The sequence below is a fragment of the Paenibacillus tundrae genome, assembly GCF_036884255.1.
GTDB lineage: Bacteria > Bacillota > Bacilli > Paenibacillales > Paenibacillaceae > Paenibacillus.
In genome coordinates this window covers 925,504-947,794 of the sequence record NZ_CP145605.1, presented here as the reverse complement: position 1 = coordinate 947,794, position 22,291 = coordinate 925,504, and the positions used below count along the sequence as shown (strand labels likewise).

Here is a 22,291-nt window from a genome sequence, read left to right as displayed (position 1 = left end):
CTCACGCTTTGCCAGTCCCCACTCACTGGGACTTGTCATTTGAGGTTTCGATATCATCCTTTTTCTTCGTACCCTTGCTCTTATAGGGCTTCGGTGCACTTTTGGCACGATTGGCACTCGCTTGCCAGCGATTCCAGCCTTTTTTGCCCGTACCGCGGCCTGTTCCGCCACCTTTAGATTTACTCATCGAATCACTCCAATAATCCTGTATATGCTTAAAAATGACCATCCTAGATAACGTTCATCGTGACCCAGCCCAATTATTCACTTCCAGCATCTATTATTATAACAAAATATCACTTTAAATATCGTTAATCGTTACATTTCGGCTTTCAATTGTCCAGCCTGTTTGCCTCCTCGAAGCACCCACATCGATAATAGGAAGCAAATCCCCAGTACAATTGAAGCAGAAACGTACGGATAGTTAATATTCACATCAAATAATGCCCCAGCAACAATCGGCCCTGCAATATTGCCTAGACTTGTGTACGCTGAATTCAATCCCGCTACAAAGCCCTGCTGCTCCTCTGCTAATTTCGACATTTGTGTACTGATTGCCGGGCGTAAGATATCCATTCCGAGGAACACAATAAAGGTAACGACCAGAATCAGCCAGTACGTATGCACGAATAAGGTCAGCATGACAAACAACGCTACAAAAAACAGACATACCGAAATGACCTTCTTCTCCCCAAACCGGTTCAGTAACCAGCCGATGAGAGCAACCTGCACTACAGCCCCTGCAATGGAGCCAAATGTAATGATGAACGCAATATCTTGTGTTGTAAACCCGAATTTTTGATATACAAACAGCGAAAATACCGTCTCATAGTTTGCAAGTCCAAATGCCATCACGAATACGATAATCAAACTGAAAAAGTAAGGCGCTTGATACGATCGTAGCAATTGGGATGCCAAACTCTGCGTTTTAACCTTCGCTTGGGCTGCTCCCATATCAGGTTTACTTGTTGCCGGACTACGTGTCGACTCTGGCAAAATGGCCAGTGTGATGATTGCAGCTAACAAACCGGCAACACCTGCAGCATAGAACGGAATCCGAATACCGAACTCAGCCAGATAACCACCGATACCAGGTCCAATGATGAACCCGGTGGAGATCGCTGCATTGATTAATCCCATGCCTCGGCCGCGTTCTTCCTCTGTCGTAATATCTGCGGTATAGGCCATAACTGCTGGAAAGATCAACGCTGCGCCAATTCCGCCAAGCATACGTGCAGCGAAGAGCAGCACAGGTGCATTAACCGCACCAAACATAAATTCGGATACAGCAAAAATTAACATACCGACGACGATAATCCTTTTACGCCCCAAAGCATCGGACCAACGACCCGCAACCGGGGAGAATAGAAACTGTGTGAAGGAAAATGCCGCTACCAGCAGCCCCACCGTGAATCCGGTAATGTGCAGTAGCTCCATGTACGCAGGCATAATGGGCACAACAAGACCTATACCTGTAAAGACGAGAAAAATATTAACCATTAATAATAGTAATGCGCCCCTATTGCGCGTTAGTAAAGCCATGATTGCATCCTCCGTAGTTGTCAAAATGTTGCCTTTTCATATACTCCGCTCAAGTGGCAACCTATGTTCAATCCTTATCTTTTGCAATGCCGTGCAAGAATACACTTGCAGCATGACGGTATAAGGCAAGAGCCTGTTCTGGCTCCATGCTGCGCGACATGTGACTCAGTCCGATAATGGTACTTTCTAATATAAGCGCGAGGTTATCTACGTTGTCAGCCTTGAACTCTCCGCTTTCGATCCCCTCTTGTACCAACTGTCTGTTAAATTGAATATGCCGCTCAAACATCACCGTGATGCGTTCTTCGATATCGTTCTCTTTCTTCTCTCCTGTGAAGAATTCATCGGCTGCCTTGGTCAATGGGTGATTCATCTCATCCAGGACAAGCTGTTCGGCCAAACCGTAAATTTTCTCGGTAGAGGTGCGATAGAGATGTTCTTTGGCTGTCCAATTCTCTTCCCATTCCCGATCCCATTCATCAATCAAGTATAGAAAGAGACCCTCTTTACTTTTGAAATGGTAATAAATATTGCCTTTGCTGCTTCCTGTTGCCGCCACGATATCTTCAATGGATGTTGCCTTATAGCCTTTTTGTACAAAAAGAGCTCTAGAGGCATCCGCTAGTTTCTTCTTCGTCTGCTCTGTTTGAAGTTGCTTTTTGTTCATTCCTTCACTCCATTTCTTACCTACTACTTGCATACTGAACATTCGTTCTATATTTTAACGGATGAATGTTGATTAAGCAATATCTAGCCAGATTGTTTTCATGACAAAAATTACATACCAAGTTCGCCTCTTCGCAATCCTTCCTTCTTTTCCAGCACTAACGACCGTGTGATGTACAACAAAGAAGGTGCCAGCTGGCACCTTCTTAGCTACTTTTATTTACTTACTTCATACCATTTATTGTTGTCCTGCACGTACCCGAATATTCCCGAGTTCATTGGCATACAAGGCTATCTCACTTTCATACATACAATTGAATGTTAACTTGCTTAATTTCCAATTATTCCTCTGTCGGGAATGCACTCAGATCCATATAAGATACTTCCCATAGGTGATCGTCCAGATCTTGAAAGCTCCAGCCATACATAAATCCATGATCCTGCGGATCATTGTAGTGCTTGCCGCCTGCATCCAGAGCAGCTTGTACAATCTGGTCGACCTGTTCACGGCTATCTACGGATAGCGCAACGATGACTTCGGCCGTCTCGGCAGCATTAGAGATTTTCTTAGGAATGAACGATAGGAAACGCTCTTCCACCAGCAGCATAGCATAAATGTTATCCCCAATGATCATACAGGTAGCTGACTCATCCGTAAAATTAGCATTAAACTCAAACCCAATCTTGGTGAAAAACTCCACCGATTTATTCAAATCTTTGACGGGTAGGTTAACAAAAATCTGCTTAGCACTTACAGCCACCATCGATCACCTCGATCTATTGGATTAGATTCCCAACCCAAAATAACATGTCGCATATAGGCTGTCAAATGAATTATACTAGTTATATTCCAAATGGTGAGGTGACAAGGATGTTATTCCAATTTGTTCGAAGTAATTAGAGGTCGGGCTGGGTCAAAACGCGTACCAGCTATGCAGGGATACGTCTGTCTTCTTGACCTAACTCGGTAGAGATTACTGTATCGAACTTGAATAACAACACTCATTGTAACTACACAAATTTGGAGGAATAACGAATGAAACAAACTATACAATATGAAGCTTTTTATGAACAGATCGGGGCAATCAACGGTTGGGATTTCAGTTCAATGCAGGTTGTATCCGAAGGCGTCCTATGGGATCTGTATACTGAAGTTATACACCATATCCGTCCCTCTGACCTCTTACTCGACATTGGCACAGGTGGCGGAGAAGCATTGCTCTCGCATGCCGAGGCTGCATCATTACTTGTAGGGATTGACCTTTCCCACGGCATGATACAGACTGCACAGCGTAATCTTCTTGCGTCAGGGCGCTCCAACGTCCGATTTATGCAGATGAATGCCGAGCAGCTTCAATTCCCCGATCAATTTTTCAATATGATTGCTTGCAGACATGCTCCCTTCTGCGCATCAGAAGCATATCGTGTACTTGCTGATGGAGGCATGTTTCTGACCCAGCAGGTTCGGGAAAATGATAAATATAACATCAAAGAAGCCTTCGGCTTGGAGGCAACCGAAGACTTGCCAACAAGCCCATTAGCGGAGAGATACGTGAACGAGCTGCATGAAGCTGGATTCCGTGATATTCAACTCAAGGAATATAATGCGACCGAGTATTATGCTCGCCCAGAAGATCTACTCTTCCTGCTGACTCATGCGCCGATCATTCCCGGTTTCGGAGAACAAGTTACAGATGTGCAGACGCTCCAGCATTTGATTCAGCAATATCAGTGTGATCTGGGAATTCGGACGAACGCTGCACGTTTCCTGATAACAGCTCGCAAATAAAGCTCTATAGTCTAGCTAAGAACTAACAAAAAAACAGCCCACCAGACCTTTGGCACTGCCATTCAGATCTGGTGGGCTGTTATGTTTTATCATGATGCAGGTACGTTCAACTTCTCCAGAAACGGCTCTAGTTTATCCACGACATAGTGGCTTCCGCCACGGCCGTTCACTTGTTCAATGACCGCAGAGATGAGGAAGGAAGGGGATTCGGTATCAAATACCACGACAAATCCGTTCTCTTGTCCTTTCTCTCCCTTCTTCGCTTTCAATTCAGCGGTTCCCGTCTTGGCAGCTAACGCACCTGGAAGCGAATTAAGGGAGTGAGCCGTTCCACCTGAACGGGTGACGACTTGACCGAGTGCATCCTTAACCGTAGCTGCGACATCAGGTGTGATGATCACCTCGGGTTCAGACGTTTCTTTGCCTACAATCAGAACAGGCTTCACCATGTTCCCTTCATTAATAAAGGGCGTAAACGAAGTCGCTAGATGGATCGGAGACATTAACATCTCTCCTTGACCGTAGGACGTATCAGCGAGAAGTACCTCTGATGCGAGATCTAGATGCGCCTCATTCGCATACTGACTTGGCTTCAAGTACAATTCGTCCAATCCGAAGTTATCACCGAATCCAAACTTTTGAATACCTTCGATAAATTTGGCACTGCCCATCTCAATGGCTTCTTGGGCAAAATAGATATTGTCTGAATATACCAAAGCATCGACCATATTCACCGGTGATACACTCTTCACACGTTTCACATAATAACCGCCCCAGCTCTCATCCTTACGCCATTGTAAACCAGGGATATCATGTTCCTTATCCGCAGTAGTTACGTTCTCCATGAGTCCTGCTGCTGCTGTGATTGCTTTGAAGGTTGATCCTGGTGCATAACGATTCGTGAATCGATTGATAAAAGGTAACCCTTCATCAGCGGAATACGCATCCCACTCCGCCTGCGTAAGACCTGTAACCATTTTATTCGGATCGTAGGCTGGTGCACTAACCATAGCAAGAAGATGCCCATCTGTTGGGTTCATCAGCACCATGGCTCCCGCGTCTCCACCGCTGGAAAGGGTCTGATACAATTTTCGCTGTGTTTGCGCATCAATGGTCAACTGCACATCTTGTCCATCAACCGCGTCATGACGAATCAGCTCAGATTGGACATTTCCTAGTTCATCCGTAATCTCAATCAAGCCACCTCGCTCGCCGCGAAGTTGTTTCTCCATGGACTGCTCCAGACCGGCTTTACCAATCCAGTCCTCAGCCCGGTAATAACCTTCGGTATCTTTCTCCAGATCTTCTTTCGTCACTTTACGCACATAACCAACCAGATGAGCAGCCGCTTCACCCAGCGGGTAGTATCGAATCGTCTTGGATTGCAGCTTCACGCCATTCAGCCCGTCAGGCACCATGGATTCATCGGTCGTAGCAATCGGTACAAAATATTCTGGCTTCACCCACTTTTGCTCTAACGCCTTCGTAATAACGTCTGATGATACCTTGTAATGCTGAGCAATCTGGGCAATCTTAGCCTCCGGGCTCTCGCCTAGCTCCCCTGGAACGATGCCCCATTCATTGATCGTACCTTTTGTCGCAAGAGGCATCCCTTCATGATCTACGATGTTGCCACGTTCCGGAAATAGTGTCCGGACTCTCACCTTACTGCCTTTAACCATATCTTTGAGAATCATCGACGGCTGCCAATCAATCCGCCAGACTTTGGTGCCATCCTCAAGCTCTTGTCTGACAAGCTTCAAGGATTGAGTCTCGTTCACGTCGCCAAGCAAGGTTGTCAACTGCAGATTATAGTCCACTTCGTAGATGTCAGGGTTGGGTGCCTCGGTGCTTGCTTCCACACTTGCTCCTGATTCTGATTCATTGGAATCCGCTGTTGTTTCGGTGGCCTGCGGCTTCACTTCTGCCTTGACCTCGGATACCTCCATGCCGGAGTAGATCGCATTATATTTTTCCACGAACTGTTCTCTACTCAGTCCAGACTCATCCAGTGAAGCAGGCGTCATCATCGTATATAGCTGATCGAATTCCTTCTTCTGCAGATGGTCTATGTACTGTGTTACAGTGGCCTCTGGCTTCGCTTCTTCAGCTTTGCTGTTCTGCATATATAAGTACATTCCGACTCCACCCGCAAATAAGATTGGGAGTAGTCCGTACAAAATTTTATGTTTCTTTTTCATGGTCATATCACCTCTACAATATACTATAGATTTCCAAGCTCATTTAAACAATGGCACAAATCTGACGATTTTATCATAAAAAATAGCCGAATACTCACATAATATGTTTAAATAAGGAGAGTGAAATTACTGCAAAGGAGCCCGATGATGGAAATCAGCTATTTTTTACTCCCCAAAGCCGAAGTGGCCTATATCAAGTCCTCCGCTTCCATGAAGGATGCGATCGAGCAGCTTGAAGCGCAGCATTATACTGCCATACCCGTAATTGATCAGGATGGAAAATATGTTGCTACCCTGTCCGAAGGTGACTTGTTATGGAAAATGCGAAGTACGCCTGGATTGACTTTTGATAATATGGATCAGGTTGAGGTACATGAGATTAACAACCGTGTGTACAATGAATGCGTATACATTGAGGCCGAGATGGAGGATATGCTGACATTAGCAGCCGATCAAAATTTCGTACCTGTTGTTGATGTAGATCGTGTGTTCCTCGGCATCATCCGTCGCAAAGACATTATCGAATACTATACGCGCAACATCTCTGATTAGAGCAATACACCACTTACCCGCTGCACACTACATAGCACCAAGCTAGACCGTTGCACAATAGGGTGAAACAAATAAGGCGAGCCGCGGCTCGTCTTTTTGCATGGTTTTTGGCTATGACACTTGGGTATGTCACCAGGGTAGGTCGTAACTTGCTCTCCGCTGAAACTCACTTCAATTTTACTTCAATGTAACCGTTTCTTCATTGCGTAGGTTCCTCATCGAGCTTGAAGTACCATTCTAAGAATACGTTAAAATTCGACCATTGCGGTGTACTCTCTCCCCGAAGGAAACGCTCAATCGATTCGCCTAGCTCAACCAAAATGACTTCATCCGTCACTCGATTATAAAAGAACCCACCTTCACCCTCGAAGCTATCCAGCGGGATATAAGCATCCGGCAGCCCTAACGTGAGCTGTGCCACAGTAATGTCTTCCATATAAACGGTATTCACCATAAACCAACAAATCTGATAAAGCTCCTGATTTCTACTATAGAATGTAGGACCATCCTCAGCATGCAAATAAAATTGCGCAAAATCAGACTCTAGAGCAATTCCCAGTTTCCGTAACGCTTCTTCATAATCTGCCGGGACATCTTCATGCCACCAGCCTTGATCCTCACAATACTCCATCACCCGAGTTGATAACATGATACGCCTCCTTAATGATTGAACCTTCTAGAAATTAACCCATTTATGACTTTACGGGGATCCACACTTGAGGCGGAGCACCTTCACCACGGTACACTTCAAGCTCTGGAATACCTGCATGCTCATAAGATCCTGTAGGAAACCATTCAGACATAATATATTTCCACAAGCGCTGTATCGCTTCTGGCGCAAGTTCATCTGCTTCAAATACAACCCATTTCACTGCGGGAAGCTCTATTCCATACATGCCTGCTGGGATTTCATCCAAGTGAGAGGTAGCAATCCAGTACTCCATTTGCCCGTCATGCAATTGTCTCTGATCTACACAGATACCCACCAAACCAGGGATTATCCCGTTATTCAGCTCGCTCAAACGATCCTCAATCCCTTCAGCCAGAGCTTCTTGCCACATTAGGGGAATGCCTCTAAGATTCTCACCGTCTACGCAAGAGAAGGTTCGTTTGATCCCAACAAAATGAAGAGCCTGCTGCTCAATAACGTTATACTTTACATTCATCACCAATTCCCCTCTCCAATTCGCGCGCTCGTGTCTTCCTTCAGGATGACCTATAACTACTCTATCAAAAGAATCTATCGAATGGAAATACGCAACCTTTCCTGCCGACGTTCGTCTAATCACTAATTACGGAATAAGGAGATGACTATGCGGATAACTTGCGAAGCTGGTACTGGATTTACGATTGGCATGATTGCACTTCAACCAAAGGCACTGGACGCAGACTGCTCCAGCAGCCAGATCACCCATGTGGTTGATCCTGAACGAATCGCCATCCCCTACGTGGAAGATGAAGCTTACGGCGCGTGCTTCGACACGATGAGCATGATGGAGGGTACCTATCAAGAGGAATTTGGGAAGAGTTATGATGTTGAATTTACCATTGATGTGGACAAGAATGGGTACATTACAGAGTTTGAGCATACGTTCCCACTGGAGCGTTATATTGACCTTGTGCAGACACAATCTTATCGAGTAATCCGTACGAACTGGCGTGGTCGAGCATTTCACGTAATGACGTACGGTTACGCTAAAGAAGTGCGCAATCCGAACAATGTCATTTATCGATGTACGAATGAAGAAGACGTGTTTGTAGTAGGCGAGATTGTTCCTTACTCCACTACTTCAACCACAGGTCAGCGCTATGGTATGCTTCATTTCCGTGCCTTAATCTCTGCCCGGGATGATCTCTATCCCCTTAGCTACATGTGCAAACCCGATTTCGATCTAACTATTCATGCTTCGGAATCATAGTTTGGCGATACATAATATGAAAGAGCGCTAGGTTTCCCCATGACGTGGGTTCACCTGCGCTCTTTGATGACAGTGAAGCATAAAGAAGCATAAAGTCCCTTTGGCATGTTGCTTATGAGTGCTGCTTGTGGGGATTATCTGGTGCTATTTGCACGATTTGAACTCTGATAGGTTACGTCATACTACGCATTGCAGCTCCTACAACTCTAAGACAGCGGTTGACCGAATAGCTTCGCTTTTTCTACCAATGCCTTCTCCAACCTCTCCCGCAATCCACACATCCACTCAGGTTCATGCGCCCATTGCTGCGCGGCAGATCGAAGTATTCGTACATAGCCGTACAGGTTGGCGAAGCGGCGACATACCGGAAACATCATCTCCATATCAACCGTTTCTTCGGCTACAGACCAGTATCCTCGCATAAAGGATTGTTTCATCCGCTCCCAGTGCTCTGGCTCAACCTCCTCCTGTAAACTATCCAATGATTGCTGCACATCCATCGCATACCAGTGAACCATAGTATCATCGAAATCAATGGCATAAAAGGCATGATTCGCCTGATCATAAAATACATTATCCAGTTCAAAATCGTAATGAATGAGACCAAAGTTCTGCTTCGTAACAGGCCAGGATGCTAACACCGTCCGCACAGCATTGACCTCATTCAAAGCCTCTGTCTCATCTGAAAACTCCTCTAACACACCTTGCATCCAATCCAGCACTTCTATATAAGTCCAGCGACCCGTATGCTCTGGCACGTACTGACGGGATACGTTGTGTAGCTTGCCTAACGCCTGACCATAACCGTGAACAATCGTCTCATCCAGGTCAACACGAGCAAGTGATATCCCTGGAACACGTTTGAACACCGATGCATAATAGGCCCCCCACGGTGTATGAACCCGAACAAGCTCCTCCCCGTTATGTGCTGGAACAGTCTCTAGCGCTCCATATTGATGTCGATGAAGTTCATGCAGGAATGCTAATTCGGCTTCTATTTTCAATTTATCCTTTTCGTCCACAGGTGCAAAACGAAGCAACCGAACTTCATCTTGAAATCGGAACGGGTATACCGCATTCGACGATATTCGGTAATGTTGGAACATATCCAGCGACTCTGCATCATAGTCCCATTGCTTCAATATCATCTCGGCGAGATCGTGATTGTGGAATAAATATTTTAGTTTTAACATGGGCATCTAGCTCCTCATTATTTAATATCGTTAATACTGCTCGGGCGTGCCTGATAAAAGAAATGATTCCCAGCAGCTATTGCCTGCAATAGATCGTTCCATTGACCCGCCACCGGGTTAAATGGCTATTTTGGCGCGCAAAAAACCGCAGGCTATGCCTGCGGCTTTTAAAATTCGTGGTGTACGAGAAGAAGCGCATAAACAAATAAACCTCGTGATCACCAGGAAAAAAATGCAGTTATATCCCTATGGTCAGCAGTCATCCGATGGTATTCTGAGCAGCATATTGCCGCACCTAATCCCCGATGTCTGCTGTATCTATTCAGTTCATAATCACCTTAATGGTTGTAGTCATTGCGTTCATCTTAGCCCGTCGTTTCATGACGCTCACTCCCTTCGAGAAACCAAGTTATTTCTATATTAATCCATATATTTCATGTAAGCAATTACAAAATCGCCTCACCAATTCATCACTTACCATATAACATTCACAACAATTAGAAAGGATTGATCATAATCCGCTCTACCTTCTCTGTATTGTCTTGGTACCAGATCATGATCATATCCCCTTGCTTAAGATCGGACAACTGTAAGGCAGAATCAGAGCTGGACTTGTTATCTTGACTCCCCATGATCATTCCTCGGGTGATGATCACATCATCATTCACCGTCCATTTCATTTCCTCACCTGTTTCATTGATATCCATATTGGCTCCTGGAAAACTCCCCTGCTGACTGTTGTTGCTGGAACTGGAGGGTTGGCCCTTCTGCGCCTGCTCCAACAATGCTACGGTGATGACATTGCCATCAACAGAGATCACTTTGCCCATGGAATCTGCATTCATCATGCCTCCGCGCATGGCTTCTCGGTTACCTGTACGTGCATCTGAATCCGATCCACCAACACTACCTCGATTAAAACCTCCGTTAGCATTAGGCGCACCGTTCATACCTCCATCGCCGCCATTCATATTAGGAAATCCAGTCATACCTGGATTGGAACTTGGCATTGCAATCTGCTGAGACGTGATGGCATCACAGGATACCAACAGGACAGAGCATACAAGCATCATCCATATATAAGATGTAGTTCTATTACGTTTTTGCATATGTTCACCCTTTTCCTAAGGAAGTCTGTGAAGCGGGTTTCCAGTCGATTTTTCCTCGAAATACGAAGTCATATACATCCTTGAATCCCATGTAGGACAGCACAATGAGCAGCGGATATACCGGATAAATGTACCTCGACTTGATCTCCCACAAGATATAAAATCCGATAAACCCTAGAATCACTAATATCAGCGAAACCTCATCGTATCTCTTGGCACGTATCGCACCGATCACCCGAATCAGGATGAAACAATACATCAGGAAGTTCATGACATATACGATCCATAACACACCAACTCGGTACGGCGAATCTCCTGCAAATAGTTCTGTCATTGGATTGGTATAACTGTAGGAGCCTGCAATCCCTGCACCCCCACCTCTACCTCTTCCCATGTCCGTTCCACTTTCATTACCGATTCCATATCGATCCATCTGATAAGTACCCTCAGTCCACGTCCATATAACCTTTTTATAGTACATCTCCGCCAGTTCAGCTAAGCTTGCCTCGGATAACTTTCTCTCGATCTCTTGCTTGAATAACGCTGTACTTGTCGCTTGGTTATAGTTCGCCTCTCGCTGATAGATTCGATAACTCTCCATATTGTCCCAGAAGCCGAATCGCTCCAGATTAATCCCCATATTGAGCCACATATAGATCGGTGCCGAGTTCTCATTCACAGATCCTTCAACGGTATGCGTCGATTGCAGTACTGCATTCTGCGTCCAGCCTGGAACGTTAAATAGAATAGTCAAAATGCCGATGGATGCTATAACTTTTTTGAGTCCAATATTGCACCAGTTCAGCAGAATATACAGAATAGCAGCAATCAGGATGACCGCACCAACACTTCGGAAATAGTTACCTATCGCCAATAGAACTGCAGCTATAATCAACATGCTCCACGACGTTTTGTTCGTAAATCGGATCAAGCAATATAAGGAGGATGTAAAAAAGGCAGTTGCAATCACATCGTTATAGATCAGATTGTTCATAAATAACGACGGAAGATACGTCGCTGCAAAGATTAAAATGCCATAATCACGCGCTGTGGATCTGCGATTCAATTGTTTATAGATCAGATAGATCATATAGGTCGTTATGAGTGAAAAGAAAATATTAAATAGCTTAATAACCAGATAGTTGTCTGGAAACAAGGACAGCAATGTTTTTAAATAGAGCACGATTGAGAAATTGAATGGAAACATATGCAGATATCCACCTGTCTCAAACGAGGAATAGTCCTGATCATAGAGCATATTCATCGCCAGAGAGAGTACGGTCTGTGAGTCATCTGTAGGCACACGCGGGAACAGGAAAATAATGCCCACCTGCACGATAAACGAACAAAGTAACACCACAGGAATGACCACCTTGGGGCGGAATTTATCTAATGTCAAACAGATTCTGTAGAGCAGGATGCTAGATACGAGCAGCACGATGATGATCGGAATGAATATGCCCCATTGCTGCGCTTCTAATATGGGATTATCTCCATACATGGCGTAATTGTACTGCGCCCGGAGAAAGAAGGACGAAGCGATAAACAGCCCAATACATAACGCCATAATGAGATAGAGCATCTGATGAATCACCTTAAACATGTCACAACTCCTTTTCCATTACAGGATTCGAACAGTATTATAAGGGCTCTAACTGAAAAATCGCTGAATTCAAGGAGAGCAAAGCTAACGAAAGATGCCTCTACTGTCGATAATAACCATTGGATACATAATATTAAAATTTATAATTAAAAAAGGAGATTGAAACATGTTTAATGGAAAACGCTACATCCGTTCGTTATTAGCAGTACCTTTAGCTGGTCTACTGCTCGTTTTGCTTGCATCCCAGCAGGCTTCGGCAGCTCCCATCGACAGTTTGTTACCTGAGCGGAGCGAGCAAGAAATTACTCAGAAGTGGAATGAATGGATGAGTGAGAAAGATAAATCAGTGACGTTCACCGAGACACCTTCCGCTATGGCACCTTATATTGCGGGGAAAATTAGTGATGCTTCCTTAGAGCACGCCCTGAATGCAGCTAACTTTTATCGTTTCCTGTCAGGACTCGAGGGGGATCTCGTTCTAGATGCTGCGCTCAATCAACAAGCACAACATGGCGCAGTCGTTATCTCTACATCAGCGCTCTCTCATTATCCGCCTCAACCGGCGGACATGCCAAAGGACTTTTACGACTTAGGTGCCAAGTCGGCATCAAGTTCCAACCTGTTTGCAGCTTACAGCTCCAGAGGGAACGTCGCAGTCAACAGTGTTGAAGCGTATATGGATGATTCAGATGCGAGCAACATTGCTGCACTGGGTCATCGCCGCTGGATTTTGAGCACACAATTGAAGAAGACGGGATTCGGTGTTGCGTACCGTGATAACAAGTCGTATGCCAACCAGTTCAGTACGATGCAGGTTCTCGATACCAGCCGTGCGGAAAAGGTAAACTATAATTACAGCTTGTATCCAAACAAAGGGGACTTCCCGATTGAAGCGTTCAAAAGCTCTCAAGCTTGGTCCGTACAACTGAACCCAGATGTCTTCGCGAAGCCTTCCCAATCGAATGTACGAGTTGAGGTTGTTCGCTCATCAGATCAGCGGACGTGGGTATTAGGGGCCAATCATAAGAACAGCACCGACCCTTCGGGAGCATACTTTAATGTAAATAACGATTCTTATGCATACAATTACGCTATCATTTTCCGTCCAGATCAGATCCAGTCTTTGAAAGAAAATGACACGTTTAACATCCGAATCACAGGTCTGAAGAAGAAAGACGGCTCCAATGCCGAGATTACGTATCAAACCCGATTCTTCTCTGTAAATAAGACACAACCGAATCCGGGAGTAGACCCAGGTACACAGGAACCTGATCCCCAAGATATCTTGGATAATTTCCTCGTTAAATTTCAATACACAGCAGACCGTACGTTAAAGATTAATGGAACACTGTTGAAATACGCTAACCAAAGCTTCACCTTCCAGATCTATGGACCATCACCCGAGGAAAGCCATATCAGAACAGTCACTGTAAATGTTGATGCACGTGGTAGATTCGGTCTCACGCTGCCTAACCTGTCCGCTTCCGATCTCAACATCTACATGAAGGTCAGCGATGATATTACCTATCTCATCACAGCGGCTGGCAACTCAAACGTGACCTACTATATTAATTAATTAGAAACTCAGATTAAATAGTATCCACAACAACAAAAACAGTCGGGAAGCCTCAAGGGCATTTCCGACTGTTTTCTTGTAAATTCATATCCACTCTCCCAAGGATACAGGAGTCTGCAGCAGATCTCTTTTTTGATAGATAAACTTAGGCGTACATTTCCTTGAACTCATCCACATATAACACTTCAATACACCCAGACCAATTCAGAATTGATCCAACGAAGTCTTGAATGTCTAGTCCCTTCATCTCATAAGTCTCCTCGGTGTTGACAGTACCCGTCGCATCCTCGATCAAGGTCACCTGGAAACCCTCATGCTCTGCTGTAATTGCTGTGAACAGACAACAGTATTCCGTATTGAACCCTACAATAAATACATGATCAATGTGCCGTTCTACCATCCATGTCTTTAATTCCGGGTTGCTGAACGCACTTGGCTTGCTCTTCTCCAGCACAGGATGCTGCTTCGTATCGAGCACAATCTCCAGATTGGCATGCTCCTTATAGTACAGAGACGAATCCTCTTGCTTGTAATCTACATGCTTCATATATACAATCGGCCAGTCCCGTTCCTCAAACTCCCCAATGACAGATTGGATCTTGGCCACTGGTTCTGTTACATCACGTAATCGTACAATACCCTGCTGTACGTCCAGCACAATTAAAGCCTTATTCATCTAAACTCTCCTTTGATCAGGTCGGTTTATTACTTCTTCTGCTTCTTCGTTGCTGCCTTCTCCACGTTCTCTTTCACCCGAAATTCGACGATTCGCCGGATCAGCTCTTCGGGTAACGGCTGATTGTGAGGGAACTGAACCGATCCCTTCGCATTCTTGAATGTGGAGAGTTCCTCTTGAAATGCCGTGATCCCACTAGGAGCCGGATAGAACCCAATATGATGTTGATATGCAGCAAAATGAACCAAATTCCCATGCTGTGCATACGTGGGCATCTTGTAACTGATCTTCTCTTCCGCATTCGGGGCTGCTTCCCGAATCAACTGCCTTAGAGCTTGAAGTCGTGCCTGCACCTCAGGTGCAAATCCCATAATATATTCGTCCACCTGCACAGAAAAGGGGTTGCTATCTGGCATCATTAACTCCTTCCACCACAGAGTAAACCTCGTGGTACGGGTATTTGAATTCATTGTAATTCACAACGTCATAGCACGTCCATGTCTCATCAGGTAGTCTTCCTTCGATTTGTAATCAGGCATGATGCTGCCGACACGACGCCAGAACGAGCGGTCATGATTCATATGATGAATGTGGCAGAGCTCATGGATAATGACATAGTCAATAACTTCATACGGTGCCATAGCTAAACGATAGTTAAAGGTAAGCTTTTTGTCCCAGCTACAGCTCCCCCATTTCGTGGCTGATTCCACAATGTCTACAGACTTCGGCTTCACCTTAAGCTCTCGTTGATAGCGAACGATGCGCTCCCCAATTACTCGTTTACACTCGGCAAAGTAGAACTTCTTCAGGGTCGCTCTTAGCTCCTCTTCCCCCAATCCTTCGACAGGGATTAATTCATGTAGTGCATATTCCTTACCAAAATGTAAAAATGCTCCCTTGCCCTCTTGTTCGTACTCCTTAGCCTGAGGGCCTTCCAGTGCCTGCTGCATAAGCGCCGACTTTGTGAGGATGACCTCTCCGTGCTGCCGCACGAGTGCCGTTAACGCTTCTTCACTGGTGCCATTAGGTGCCTTTATCGTGACCATGTAGGGCAAGTCCATCGTGATGGAAGCTTTTTTTCGTTTGCCATATTCAATATGACATGTAATGGTCTGTCCCTGGATCTCTATAGTAATCATGTTGTACTCCATTTCTGCAACTTGAGCTGTATGCTAATGCTTGTTTACTGATATAAATTCTTATTTATCCTTACTTATTAATTGCTGCATTTCACTGTATCCTACAAATTGTATACCAATAATCAGATGTTTAACATCCGAACAATCCCAATTGAATTTTTATTCATTTATATGTATTATTATTAAATTAAAATCTTACATATACTTGATCATTACACTGGGAGGATGAACAAAATGTATGCAACAGAGTATACGCATCGGCATATTGAAGAATTAACGCTCAACCACTGGCAGCCTCTATCAACCTCACTGTATGACGGATGGGTGCTGCGTTTTGCCAAAGGGTATACGAAGCGAGCGAACTCGGTTCAAGCCATCTACCCTTCTACCCTGGATGTACATGAGAAAATCACGGCCTGTGAGCAATTTTATACATCTAACCAGTTAAGTACTATTTTCAAAATTACACCGTTTGTTCAGCCAGAAGAATTGGATCAGCTCTTGCAGGATAAAGGTTATGTCGTCATGGATCGGACGATCGTACAGCTTCGAAATCTAGAAGAACTGAAAGCTCCTGAGCATCTGGAGGTACATATCGACGAGCAGCTCACTGACGAATGGTTGAACCATTTCTGTCGTTTGAATGCAGTCAACGCAGAATTCAGGGAAACGATGACACAGATGCTCTTAAACGTTCGCGCAAAGACAGGTTTCATCACCCTATCTGTTGATGGCATCGTGGCGGCCTGCGGACTTGGCGTGGTTGAGCAGGGAGTCATTGGACTGCATGACATCATTACAGAACCAACGTACCGTAATCGCGGCCTGGCAGAACAGATGATCCTGCATCTGTTGCACTGGGGTAAAAATCATGGTGCTGTGTCAAGTTATCTGCAAGTCGTTGAAAACAATGCACCCGCAAGACGGCTATATGCAAAATTGGGTTATACCGATGCCTATACGTATTGGTATCGGATTAAGCAATTATGTACAGAACAACCTTGAAGTCGCATCCATTAGCGAATATAAAACCAAGGCAGAGACAGAGTTGAAAAAAGGGGAGACTTCTGTCATCCTACGGTTCGCTTCACCTGTTAACTCAGATGAACTTATGACAGCCGCTGGTGAAGCATTGGCTGCAGTGGATGAATCACTGCTGAATACAGCCCAGCTTGCCACCCTTGGCAGCTATGCTATTCTCGAATCGAAACCGGAACAGAAATAGTTCAAGTTCTAACCTAACACGAGACATACAAAACGGGACAAAGCATCTTACCACTGCTTTGTCCCGTTTTCTTTTTTAAACCTGATGAGACGTAACGCTCCCAGAACATCGTTTATCTGTACAATACATGCTACGATTACGGACTTACGGTACCACCATTTGCGTTCAACGTCTCTCCGCTCACATAGCTGGATTCCTGGCTCGCCAGAAATACGTATGCTGGAGCCATCTCAACAGGTTGTCCCGGACGACCCAGCGGTGTATTGTTCCCGAATTCGGACAACTTCTCTACAGGTTGTCCACCGACAATCTGAAGTGGTGTCCACACCGGCCCTGGTGCAACAATGTTCACACGGATGCCTTTGCTGCCAACCTGTTGGGCGAGTGCTTTACTGAAGGTATTGATCGAAGCCTTCGTAGTTGCATAGTCCAACAGAATCGGTGACGGACTGTATGCTTGGATGGACGATGTATTAATGATCGAACCACCTGGCTTCATATGTTTCACGGCTGCTTTGCAGAGCCAGAACATGGAGTACACATTGGTTTTGAACGTCGCATCGAATTGTTCAGTTGTCAGGTCTGCAATCTGCTCGACAAACTGCTGCTTCCCTGCCACGTTAGCCAGAATGTCTATGCCGCCTAGTTCTTTGACCGCAGTTTCAATCAACTTCTCGCAGTATTTCTCATCCTTTAGATCACCCGGAACAGCAATCGCTCTTCGGCCAGCTTCCTCGATTAATTGCACGACTTCCTTCGCATCCGCTTCTTCCTCCGGCAGATAGGAGAGTACCACATCCGCACCTTCACGAGCATATGCAATCGCCGCTGCCCGGCCGATCCCACTGTCCGCACCGGTAACGACCGCTTTACGACCTGTCAGCCGGCCGCTGCCTTTATATGTTTTCTCACCGCAATCCGGAACAGGGGTCATCTCACGCTGTAATCCCGGCTCTTCCTGCTGTTGTTTCCACTCCGGTGTAGCCTTCGGATATTGTGTAGTCGGATCTTGTATGGTGTGTTGGTCTTGGTTTGCCATCGTCAATTTCCTCCTCGGTTATTATCGTTTAATTTCATATAGGTTGTTATAAAAGTCTCACTCCTTCCTTTGTAACCGAGTTGGGCAGAGTTTAAACTGAGCATTCCCATTTACCATTCGCTCCTACATATAATTTCCCAAGAACTTGAACGGTCAAAACGATTCGGTATTATGACGAAATTGCACTTCTCCAGCCGTCCCAATATACAGAAGGCGGACACCGTCTCTATACACTACGAGCCATGGACTTACAGATTGAAGCGTTGGAATCCCATGTGCATACCCTCCATTCCATGCTCTCCATTTTGCATCAAGCCAAAAAAAGATGAAGCTGAAATTTTCTCAGCTTCATCTTGGAATTTGAAATCTTATCACCATTAATGGTTAAGAGGCGTAACCCCTTTTCATCTACACCATAGCTTATTAACGTCGAGTTGGATCTTGCTCGATTTGCTGCTTTTTCCCGATTCCGAACAGGTAGTAACCGATAACTACAATCGCCATAAAGGTCGCTCCCACCAACAACGGTACCCGTGTATCCGGGTTGAAACACATCCCAATAATAACAAGCACTAGATATACAATGATGATGTAGTTACTGATCGGGAACCATTTGGATCTAAAGTTGTGGTCGCCCATCTCGTTACCCCAGCGCTTACGGAACCTGAATTGGCTAAACGCCAGTGCAAACCACGGAACCATCCCTGGCAGAACACTCGCACTGTAGATGTATAGGAACAGCTTCGAATCTGGCATTAGATAATTCAGAACTACACCAATAAGCAACAAGGAAATCGTAACGATAATACTGTTGCGGGGAACCCCGCCCTTGGATAACTTTTTGAAAAAGGCTGGCGCCTGTCCATTCTCCGCAAGGGTATACAGCATTCGTCCTGCACTATAAATACCACTATTACAGCCTGACATTGCAGCCGTAAGTACAACGAAATTAATGATCCCCGCTGCAGCCACAATGCCTACCTTAGCAAACGTCAGCACGAACGGGCTTCCCGTCTCCCCAACCTCATTCCACGGATACAAGGTTACAATAACGAAGATCGCCCCTACATAAAAGATAAGGATACGCCAAACGATGTTTTTGATCGCTTTGCGCAAGGTATACTTGGGATTCTCCGCTTCTCCCGCTGTGATACCTACCATCTCAACGCCCTGGTATGCCGCCGTGACAATACATAGTGCAAAAAGGAATCCTTTCAATCCACCTGGGAAGAATCCACCATGGCTGAACAGGTTTGATAGACCAATTGCTTGACCACCATTCCCCCAGCCGAAGAAGATCAGCCCTGTACCAATCACAATCATTGCAACAATGGCCGTCACCTTGATCATGGCAAACCAAAACTCGAATTCACCATAGAACTTCACTGCAGCCAAATTCGCCGCAGCAATAATTAGTACCCCAGCAAGCGCCGGAATCCACTGTGGAATATCGGGGAACCAATACCCCACGTAAATACCAATCGCCGTAACCTCTGCCATACCGACCGTTACCCATAGGAACCAGTAACTCCAGGCGGTGAGAAAGCCAGCAAGTGGACCAATATATTTGTGGGCAAATGTAGCAAAGGAGCCTGTTACCGGTTCCTGAATCAACATTTCTCCCATAATGCGCATGACAAAAAAGATCACAATTCCAGCCAGCAGGTAGGCGAGCAATACGGATGGGCCAGCCCATTTAATCGTACTTGCCGATCCCATAAATAAACCTACGCCAATCGTGCCGCCGAGTGCAATCAGCTCAACATGCCTGGGCTTCAGTCCTCTAGATAGTTGCTTCGATTCCAAGCGTCATTCCCCTTTTCTTGTGTACATTCTTCATGTTGTAAAAAATCGCCATTTCACATCCACATTAACGCAATGCAGAATTACTTCACCAAATTGTACGAGATGTGTCGCAGAAATACAACAAGGAATGTGAGGAAGGATTGAAATGAGAATGATTATCAACTATAATAACAACAAAAATCCCATTCTGACATTCACTATGGATGAGGAGGCAACATGGATTTATCCACCTATATACAGCAATGGACTCAATCGTCCATACATATACTTGATGTACGTTATACGCTAATCCCAACGGGTAAACCGCTTCCTCCCTATCGATTTCCCGCGAACGCCTTCTTACTTGTCTCCCGAGGGCAAGGAGAATTTGTCCTTAATCAGACTTCCTACCTTGTCTCCCACAGTCATGTGCTTCATGGTAACAAAGGACTTCAGATGCAGGTCATCAGTCAGGAGCCGTTGGCCTATTATCTCATTTTGTATAAAACAGAACATACGGCAAACACAGATCCTCTTCATGTGTTGAATGGTTTGCATAACGCATTGGAAGATTCTTTTGCCCTCCAAACAGATTATCCCGCTGTACTACACCAACATGCACAGAAGTTGTATCAGACTTGGATGGATGGCGGAGATCTAGCACGCTTTAAAGCACGCGCCATGTTTCAACTGTTTCTACATGAAATCATGCACCAACTAGATCAGCAGTCTGCGATAACCATTAAGCCGGATATTGTGGATCAGGCGATTCGGTACATCGAAGAACACTTTGCCGAATCCGTAACGCTGGATGCTCTGTCGCGAGCACTGAATTATAACGTGCAGTATCTGTCTCGCAAGTTCAAATCCAAAATGGGACGTAGCCCCATTGATTACTTGATTCATTTTCGCATGGAGAAAGCTATTCTCCTGTTATCAGAAACCGATGCAGCGGTTCAAGATATTGCATGCCAAGTCGGGTACGATGATCTGTTTTATTTTATCCGACGATTCAAAAAACATACGGGTCTCGTCCCTGGACAATACCGAAAGCAAGCTGCTGAGCAGCAGTTATCGAATATTACATACAAAAGGCTCAAATCATCCATATGGAACTCTGCCCCTCTGAACTATACTGAATGGCGTAGCGACGCTGTCGATCATGTAGGCGAGAAGGGAGATTCACTCATGTCAAAAGAACACAAGACACCACTAGCTGTAGCATTGCTCATGTGCATGATGATTATGCTCAGTGCCTGCGGGACTAGTATCCAGCCATCTCAGGCAAGCACGTCTGTTGAATATCAGCATGATATGGGCGTCACGAAGCTGGAAGGCACACCGAATAAAATTGCAGCGGCCGATTATCGAATTATGGATACCCTGAATGCGTTAGGTGTATATCCTCATGCCACCACCACTTATGGGGGCTCTACAGTTCTGCCCTATATGGATGTAGACCAGCAGAATCCAGATATTCTGCCTTTAGGGGATAAGATTAACCTTGAAGCCGCTGTGGAAAGCGAACCGGATCTTATCATCGCTCGTCATATTGAGCCCACCGTCTATGAGCAATTGAGCAAAGTAGCTCCTGTTATCGTCTTCCGCGGGGATGGCGATTGGCGAGAAGAAATGAAGGAGATTGCCACTGTCGTAGGTAAAGAGCAACAGGCTGAAGACTGGCTAGCACAGTACGATCTCAAAGCAGCACAAATTAAAGAAAAAATGGCACAGCATATCGGTGAAGATGAGACCTTCCTATTCATGCGTGTTCAAAAAAATGTGCAAGTCGCTAGCCCCAATGTTCATCTGGGAGCAACCTTGTCGAAAGATTTAGGGCTCAAGTATGTGCCTCAATTGACAAATATGAAAGATACGTATGAGACGTTATCCTTGGAGACACTCCCCGAGTTGAACCCGGATCATATCTTTATGACTATAGGCAAATCAACAGTTAGTCATGATGATGAAGCTGAGAAGGTGCTCGAAGAGATGAAACAATCTGCCGTATGGAGCAATCTGAAGGCCGTAAAAGCGGGAAACATTCACATCATGCCACAGTGGGTGTTTGGGGATTACCCGAATATTAAGGTTGAGTCACTCGAACTTGTTGAGCAGGCTTTAGTGAAATAATAGCTACAGTTCATCTCAACACTCATCTTTTCTATTGGGAAGGTTCCGAAAATAAAAAGACTCTCTGAGATCAAATTGGATCGGAGGGTTTTTTTCTCATTCAAGCCTCAACGCGTTCTTGGAACCAACGTAATTCAACGCTCG

Annotated in this window: 22 protein-coding genes and 1 pseudogene; 8 read left to right on the top strand and 15 right to left on the bottom strand. The window is 45.2% G+C overall.

What is annotated here, in order from left to right; translation table 11 throughout:
• Positions 1–22: 22 nt before the first annotated feature.
• From V6W81_RS04190 to V6W81_RS04175, 4 genes are all read right to left on the bottom strand, one after another.
• On the bottom strand, positions 23–187 hold the full coding sequence (locus V6W81_RS04190; RefSeq protein WP_338541689.1) for a DUF3934 family protein: 165 nt from the start codon (positions 185–187) through the stop codon (positions 23–25).
• Positions 188–318: 131 nt separating this feature from the next.
• A complete protein-coding gene (locus V6W81_RS04185; RefSeq protein ID WP_145052871.1) occupies positions 319–1,542 on the bottom strand; it encodes an MFS transporter in 1,224 nt (407 codons plus the stop codon).
• A gap of 67 nt (positions 1,543–1,609) precedes the next feature.
• A complete protein-coding gene (locus tag V6W81_RS04180) occupies positions 1,610–2,209 on the bottom strand; it encodes a TetR/AcrR family transcriptional regulator (RefSeq protein WP_145052873.1) in 600 nt (199 codons plus the stop codon).
• Between the two features lie 340 nt (positions 2,210–2,549).
• Positions 2,550–2,969, bottom strand: a complete 420-nt coding sequence (locus tag V6W81_RS04175; protein ID WP_145052985.1) for a VOC family protein — start codon at positions 2,967–2,969, stop codon at positions 2,550–2,552.
• A 275-nt stretch (positions 2,970–3,244) separates the two neighbouring features.
• Between V6W81_RS04175 and V6W81_RS04170 the strand changes: the two genes are divergently transcribed.
• Complete coding sequence (locus V6W81_RS04170; RefSeq protein ID WP_338541687.1) at positions 3,245–3,997, top strand: class I SAM-dependent methyltransferase; 753 nt, start codon at positions 3,245–3,247, stop codon at positions 3,995–3,997.
• 89 nt (positions 3,998–4,086) lie between these two features.
• Here the strand turns inward: V6W81_RS04170 and V6W81_RS04165 are convergent, their stop codons facing one another.
• A complete protein-coding gene (locus V6W81_RS04165; protein ID WP_338541686.1) occupies positions 4,087–6,198 on the bottom strand; it encodes a penicillin-binding transpeptidase domain-containing protein in 2,112 nt (703 codons plus the stop codon).
• A gap of 147 nt (positions 6,199–6,345) precedes the next feature.
• On the opposite strand from V6W81_RS04165, the gene V6W81_RS04160 reads away from it, so the two are divergent.
• Positions 6,346–6,750, top strand: a complete 405-nt coding sequence (locus V6W81_RS04160; protein WP_056692743.1) for a CBS domain-containing protein — start codon at positions 6,346–6,348, stop codon at positions 6,748–6,750.
• Positions 6,751–6,949: 199 nt separating this feature from the next.
• Here the strand turns inward: V6W81_RS04160 and V6W81_RS04155 are convergent, their stop codons facing one another.
• Entirely contained in the window at positions 6,950–7,399 is a 450-nt protein-coding gene (locus V6W81_RS04155; RefSeq protein ID WP_338541685.1) for a hypothetical protein, read from the bottom strand.
• Positions 7,400–7,442: 43 nt separating this feature from the next.
• On the bottom strand, positions 7,443–7,916 hold the full coding sequence (locus V6W81_RS04150) for a GyrI-like domain-containing protein (protein ID WP_338541684.1): 474 nt from the start codon (positions 7,914–7,916) through the stop codon (positions 7,443–7,445).
• A gap of 147 nt (positions 7,917–8,063) precedes the next feature.
• On the opposite strand from V6W81_RS04150, the gene V6W81_RS04145 reads away from it, so the two are divergent.
• A complete protein-coding gene (locus V6W81_RS04145) occupies positions 8,064–8,669 on the top strand; it encodes a hypothetical protein (protein WP_338541683.1) in 606 nt (201 codons plus the stop codon).
• 206 nt (positions 8,670–8,875) lie between these two features.
• On the opposite strand, the gene V6W81_RS04140 is transcribed toward V6W81_RS04145, so the two are convergent.
• The 3 genes from V6W81_RS04140 to V6W81_RS04130 form a co-directional block, all read right to left on the bottom strand.
• The gene (locus V6W81_RS04140) at positions 8,876–9,862 is read right to left on the bottom strand and encodes a phosphotransferase enzyme family protein (protein ID WP_338541681.1); all 987 of its coding nucleotides are present in this window, start codon (positions 9,860–9,862) and stop codon (positions 8,876–8,878) included.
• A gap of 497 nt (positions 9,863–10,359) precedes the next feature.
• A complete protein-coding gene (locus tag V6W81_RS04135; RefSeq protein ID WP_338541680.1) occupies positions 10,360–10,971 on the bottom strand; it encodes a hypothetical protein in 612 nt (203 codons plus the stop codon).
• 4 nt (positions 10,972–10,975) lie between these two features.
• Positions 10,976–12,574 carry a glycosyltransferase family 39 protein gene (locus V6W81_RS04130; RefSeq protein ID WP_338541679.1) on the bottom strand — a complete coding sequence of 533 codons (1,599 nt, stop codon included), beginning with the start codon at positions 12,572–12,574 and terminating at the stop codon, positions 10,976–10,978.
• A gap of 166 nt (positions 12,575–12,740) precedes the next feature.
• Here V6W81_RS04130 and V6W81_RS04125 point away from each other — a divergent pair, with 166 nt between their 5' ends.
• Complete coding sequence (locus tag V6W81_RS04125) at positions 12,741–14,150, top strand: CAP domain-containing protein (protein ID WP_338541677.1); 1,410 nt, start codon at positions 12,741–12,743, stop codon at positions 14,148–14,150.
• A 145-nt stretch (positions 14,151–14,295) separates the two neighbouring features.
• Here V6W81_RS04125 and V6W81_RS04120 read toward each other — a convergent pair whose 3' ends face one another.
• The 3 genes from V6W81_RS04120 to V6W81_RS04110 are packed head-to-tail and all read right to left on the bottom strand — an operon-like array spanning position 14,296 to position 15,962.
• Complete coding sequence (locus tag V6W81_RS04120; RefSeq protein WP_338541675.1) at positions 14,296–14,826, bottom strand: isochorismatase family protein; 531 nt, start codon at positions 14,824–14,826, stop codon at positions 14,296–14,298.
• Positions 14,827–14,855: 29 nt separating this feature from the next.
• Positions 14,856–15,242, bottom strand: a complete 387-nt coding sequence (locus V6W81_RS04115) for an iron chaperone (RefSeq protein WP_145052987.1) — start codon at positions 15,240–15,242, stop codon at positions 14,856–14,858.
• 60 nt (positions 15,243–15,302) lie between these two features.
• Positions 15,303–15,962 carry a M48 family metallopeptidase gene (locus V6W81_RS04110; RefSeq protein ID WP_430701332.1) on the bottom strand — a complete coding sequence of 220 codons (660 nt, stop codon included), beginning with the start codon at positions 15,960–15,962 and terminating at the stop codon, positions 15,303–15,305.
• 237 nt (positions 15,963–16,199) lie between these two features.
• Here V6W81_RS04110 and V6W81_RS04105 point away from each other — a divergent pair, with 237 nt between their 5' ends.
• Both V6W81_RS04105 and V6W81_RS04100 read left to right on the top strand, forming a co-directional pair.
• Positions 16,200–16,970, top strand: a complete 771-nt coding sequence (locus V6W81_RS04105; protein WP_338541672.1) for a GNAT family N-acetyltransferase — start codon at positions 16,200–16,202, stop codon at positions 16,968–16,970.
• Complete coding sequence (locus V6W81_RS04100; RefSeq protein ID WP_338541671.1) at positions 16,918–17,190, top strand: hypothetical protein; 273 nt, start codon at positions 16,918–16,920, stop codon at positions 17,188–17,190. The genes V6W81_RS04105 and V6W81_RS04100 overlap by 53 nt, the downstream gene beginning before the upstream one ends.
• Before the next feature lie 136 nt (positions 17,191–17,326).
• Here the strand turns inward: V6W81_RS04100 and V6W81_RS04095 are convergent, their stop codons facing one another.
• Positions 17,327–18,229, bottom strand: coding sequence for an SDR family oxidoreductase (locus V6W81_RS04095; RefSeq protein WP_338541670.1), 903 nt, complete (start codon positions 18,227–18,229; stop codon positions 17,327–17,329).
• 161 nt (positions 18,230–18,390) lie between these two features.
• Here V6W81_RS04095 and V6W81_RS04090 point away from each other — a divergent pair.
• Positions 18,391–18,463, top strand: a pseudogene (locus V6W81_RS04090) (MerR family transcriptional regulator); the annotation flags it as partial.
• A gap of 189 nt (positions 18,464–18,652) precedes the next feature.
• Here V6W81_RS04090 and V6W81_RS04085 read toward each other — a convergent pair.
• A complete protein-coding gene (locus V6W81_RS04085; RefSeq protein ID WP_338541668.1) occupies positions 18,653–20,035 on the bottom strand; it encodes an amino acid permease in 1,383 nt (460 codons plus the stop codon).
• Positions 20,036–20,251: 216 nt separating this feature from the next.
• On the opposite strand from V6W81_RS04085, the gene V6W81_RS04080 reads away from it, so the two are divergent.
• Complete coding sequence (locus V6W81_RS04080) at positions 20,252–22,147, top strand: AraC family transcriptional regulator (protein ID WP_338541666.1); 1,896 nt, start codon at positions 20,252–20,254, stop codon at positions 22,145–22,147.
• The last annotated feature ends 144 nt before the right edge of the window (positions 22,148–22,291 follow it).

What these genes read in the sequence shown, in the direction of transcription:
- V6W81_RS04095 (WP_338541670.1), bottom strand. Translation starts at nt 18,229, where the DNA reads ATGGCAAACCAAGACCAACACACCATACAAGATCCGACTACACAATAT.
- V6W81_RS04170 (WP_338541687.1), top strand. Translation starts at nt 3,245, where the DNA reads ATGAAACAAACTATACAATATGAAGCTTTTTATGAACAGATCGGGGCA.
- V6W81_RS04150 (WP_338541684.1), bottom strand. Translation starts at nt 7,916, where the DNA reads ATGAATGTAAAGTATAACGTTATTGAGCAGCAGGCTCTTCATTTTGTT.
- V6W81_RS04155 (WP_338541685.1), bottom strand. Translation starts at nt 7,399, where the DNA reads ATGTTATCAACTCGGGTGATGGAGTATTGTGAGGATCAAGGCTGGTGG.
- V6W81_RS04100 (WP_338541671.1), top strand. Translation starts at nt 16,918, where the DNA reads ATGCCTATACGTATTGGTATCGGATTAAGCAATTATGTACAGAACAAC.
- V6W81_RS04160 (WP_056692743.1), top strand. Translation starts at nt 6,346, where the DNA reads ATGGAAATCAGCTATTTTTTACTCCCCAAAGCCGAAGTGGCCTATATC.
- V6W81_RS04125 (WP_338541677.1), top strand. Translation starts at nt 12,741, where the DNA reads ATGTTTAATGGAAAACGCTACATCCGTTCGTTATTAGCAGTACCTTTA.
- V6W81_RS04115 (WP_145052987.1), bottom strand. Translation starts at nt 15,242, where the DNA reads ATGCCAGATAGCAACCCCTTTTCTGTGCAGGTGGACGAATATATTATG.
- V6W81_RS04180 (WP_145052873.1), bottom strand. Translation starts at nt 2,209, where the DNA reads ATGAACAAAAAGCAACTTCAAACAGAGCAGACGAAGAAGAAACTAGCG.
- V6W81_RS04130 (WP_338541679.1), bottom strand. Translation starts at nt 12,574, where the DNA reads ATGTTTAAGGTGATTCATCAGATGCTCTATCTCATTATGGCGTTATGT.
- V6W81_RS04080 (WP_338541666.1), top strand. Translation starts at nt 20,252, where the DNA reads ATGGATTTATCCACCTATATACAGCAATGGACTCAATCGTCCATACAT.
- V6W81_RS04140 (WP_338541681.1), bottom strand. Translation starts at nt 9,862, where the DNA reads ATGTTAAAACTAAAATATTTATTCCACAATCACGATCTCGCCGAGATG.
- V6W81_RS04105 (WP_338541672.1), top strand. Translation starts at nt 16,200, where the DNA reads ATGTATGCAACAGAGTATACGCATCGGCATATTGAAGAATTAACGCTC.
- V6W81_RS04135 (WP_338541680.1), bottom strand. Translation starts at nt 10,971, where the DNA reads ATGCAAAAACGTAATAGAACTACATCTTATATATGGATGATGCTTGTA.
- V6W81_RS04190 (WP_338541689.1), bottom strand. Translation starts at nt 187, where the DNA reads ATGAGTAAATCTAAAGGTGGCGGAACAGGCCGCGGTACGGGCAAAAAA.
- V6W81_RS04185 (WP_145052871.1), bottom strand. Translation starts at nt 1,542, where the DNA reads ATGGCTTTACTAACGCGCAATAGGGGCGCATTACTATTATTAATGGTT.
- V6W81_RS04145 (WP_338541683.1), top strand. Translation starts at nt 8,064, where the DNA reads ATGCGGATAACTTGCGAAGCTGGTACTGGATTTACGATTGGCATGATT.
- V6W81_RS04165 (WP_338541686.1), bottom strand. Translation starts at nt 6,198, where the DNA reads ATGAAAAAGAAACATAAAATTTTGTACGGACTACTCCCAATCTTATTT.
- V6W81_RS04120 (WP_338541675.1), bottom strand. Translation starts at nt 14,826, where the DNA reads ATGAATAAGGCTTTAATTGTGCTGGACGTACAGCAGGGTATTGTACGA.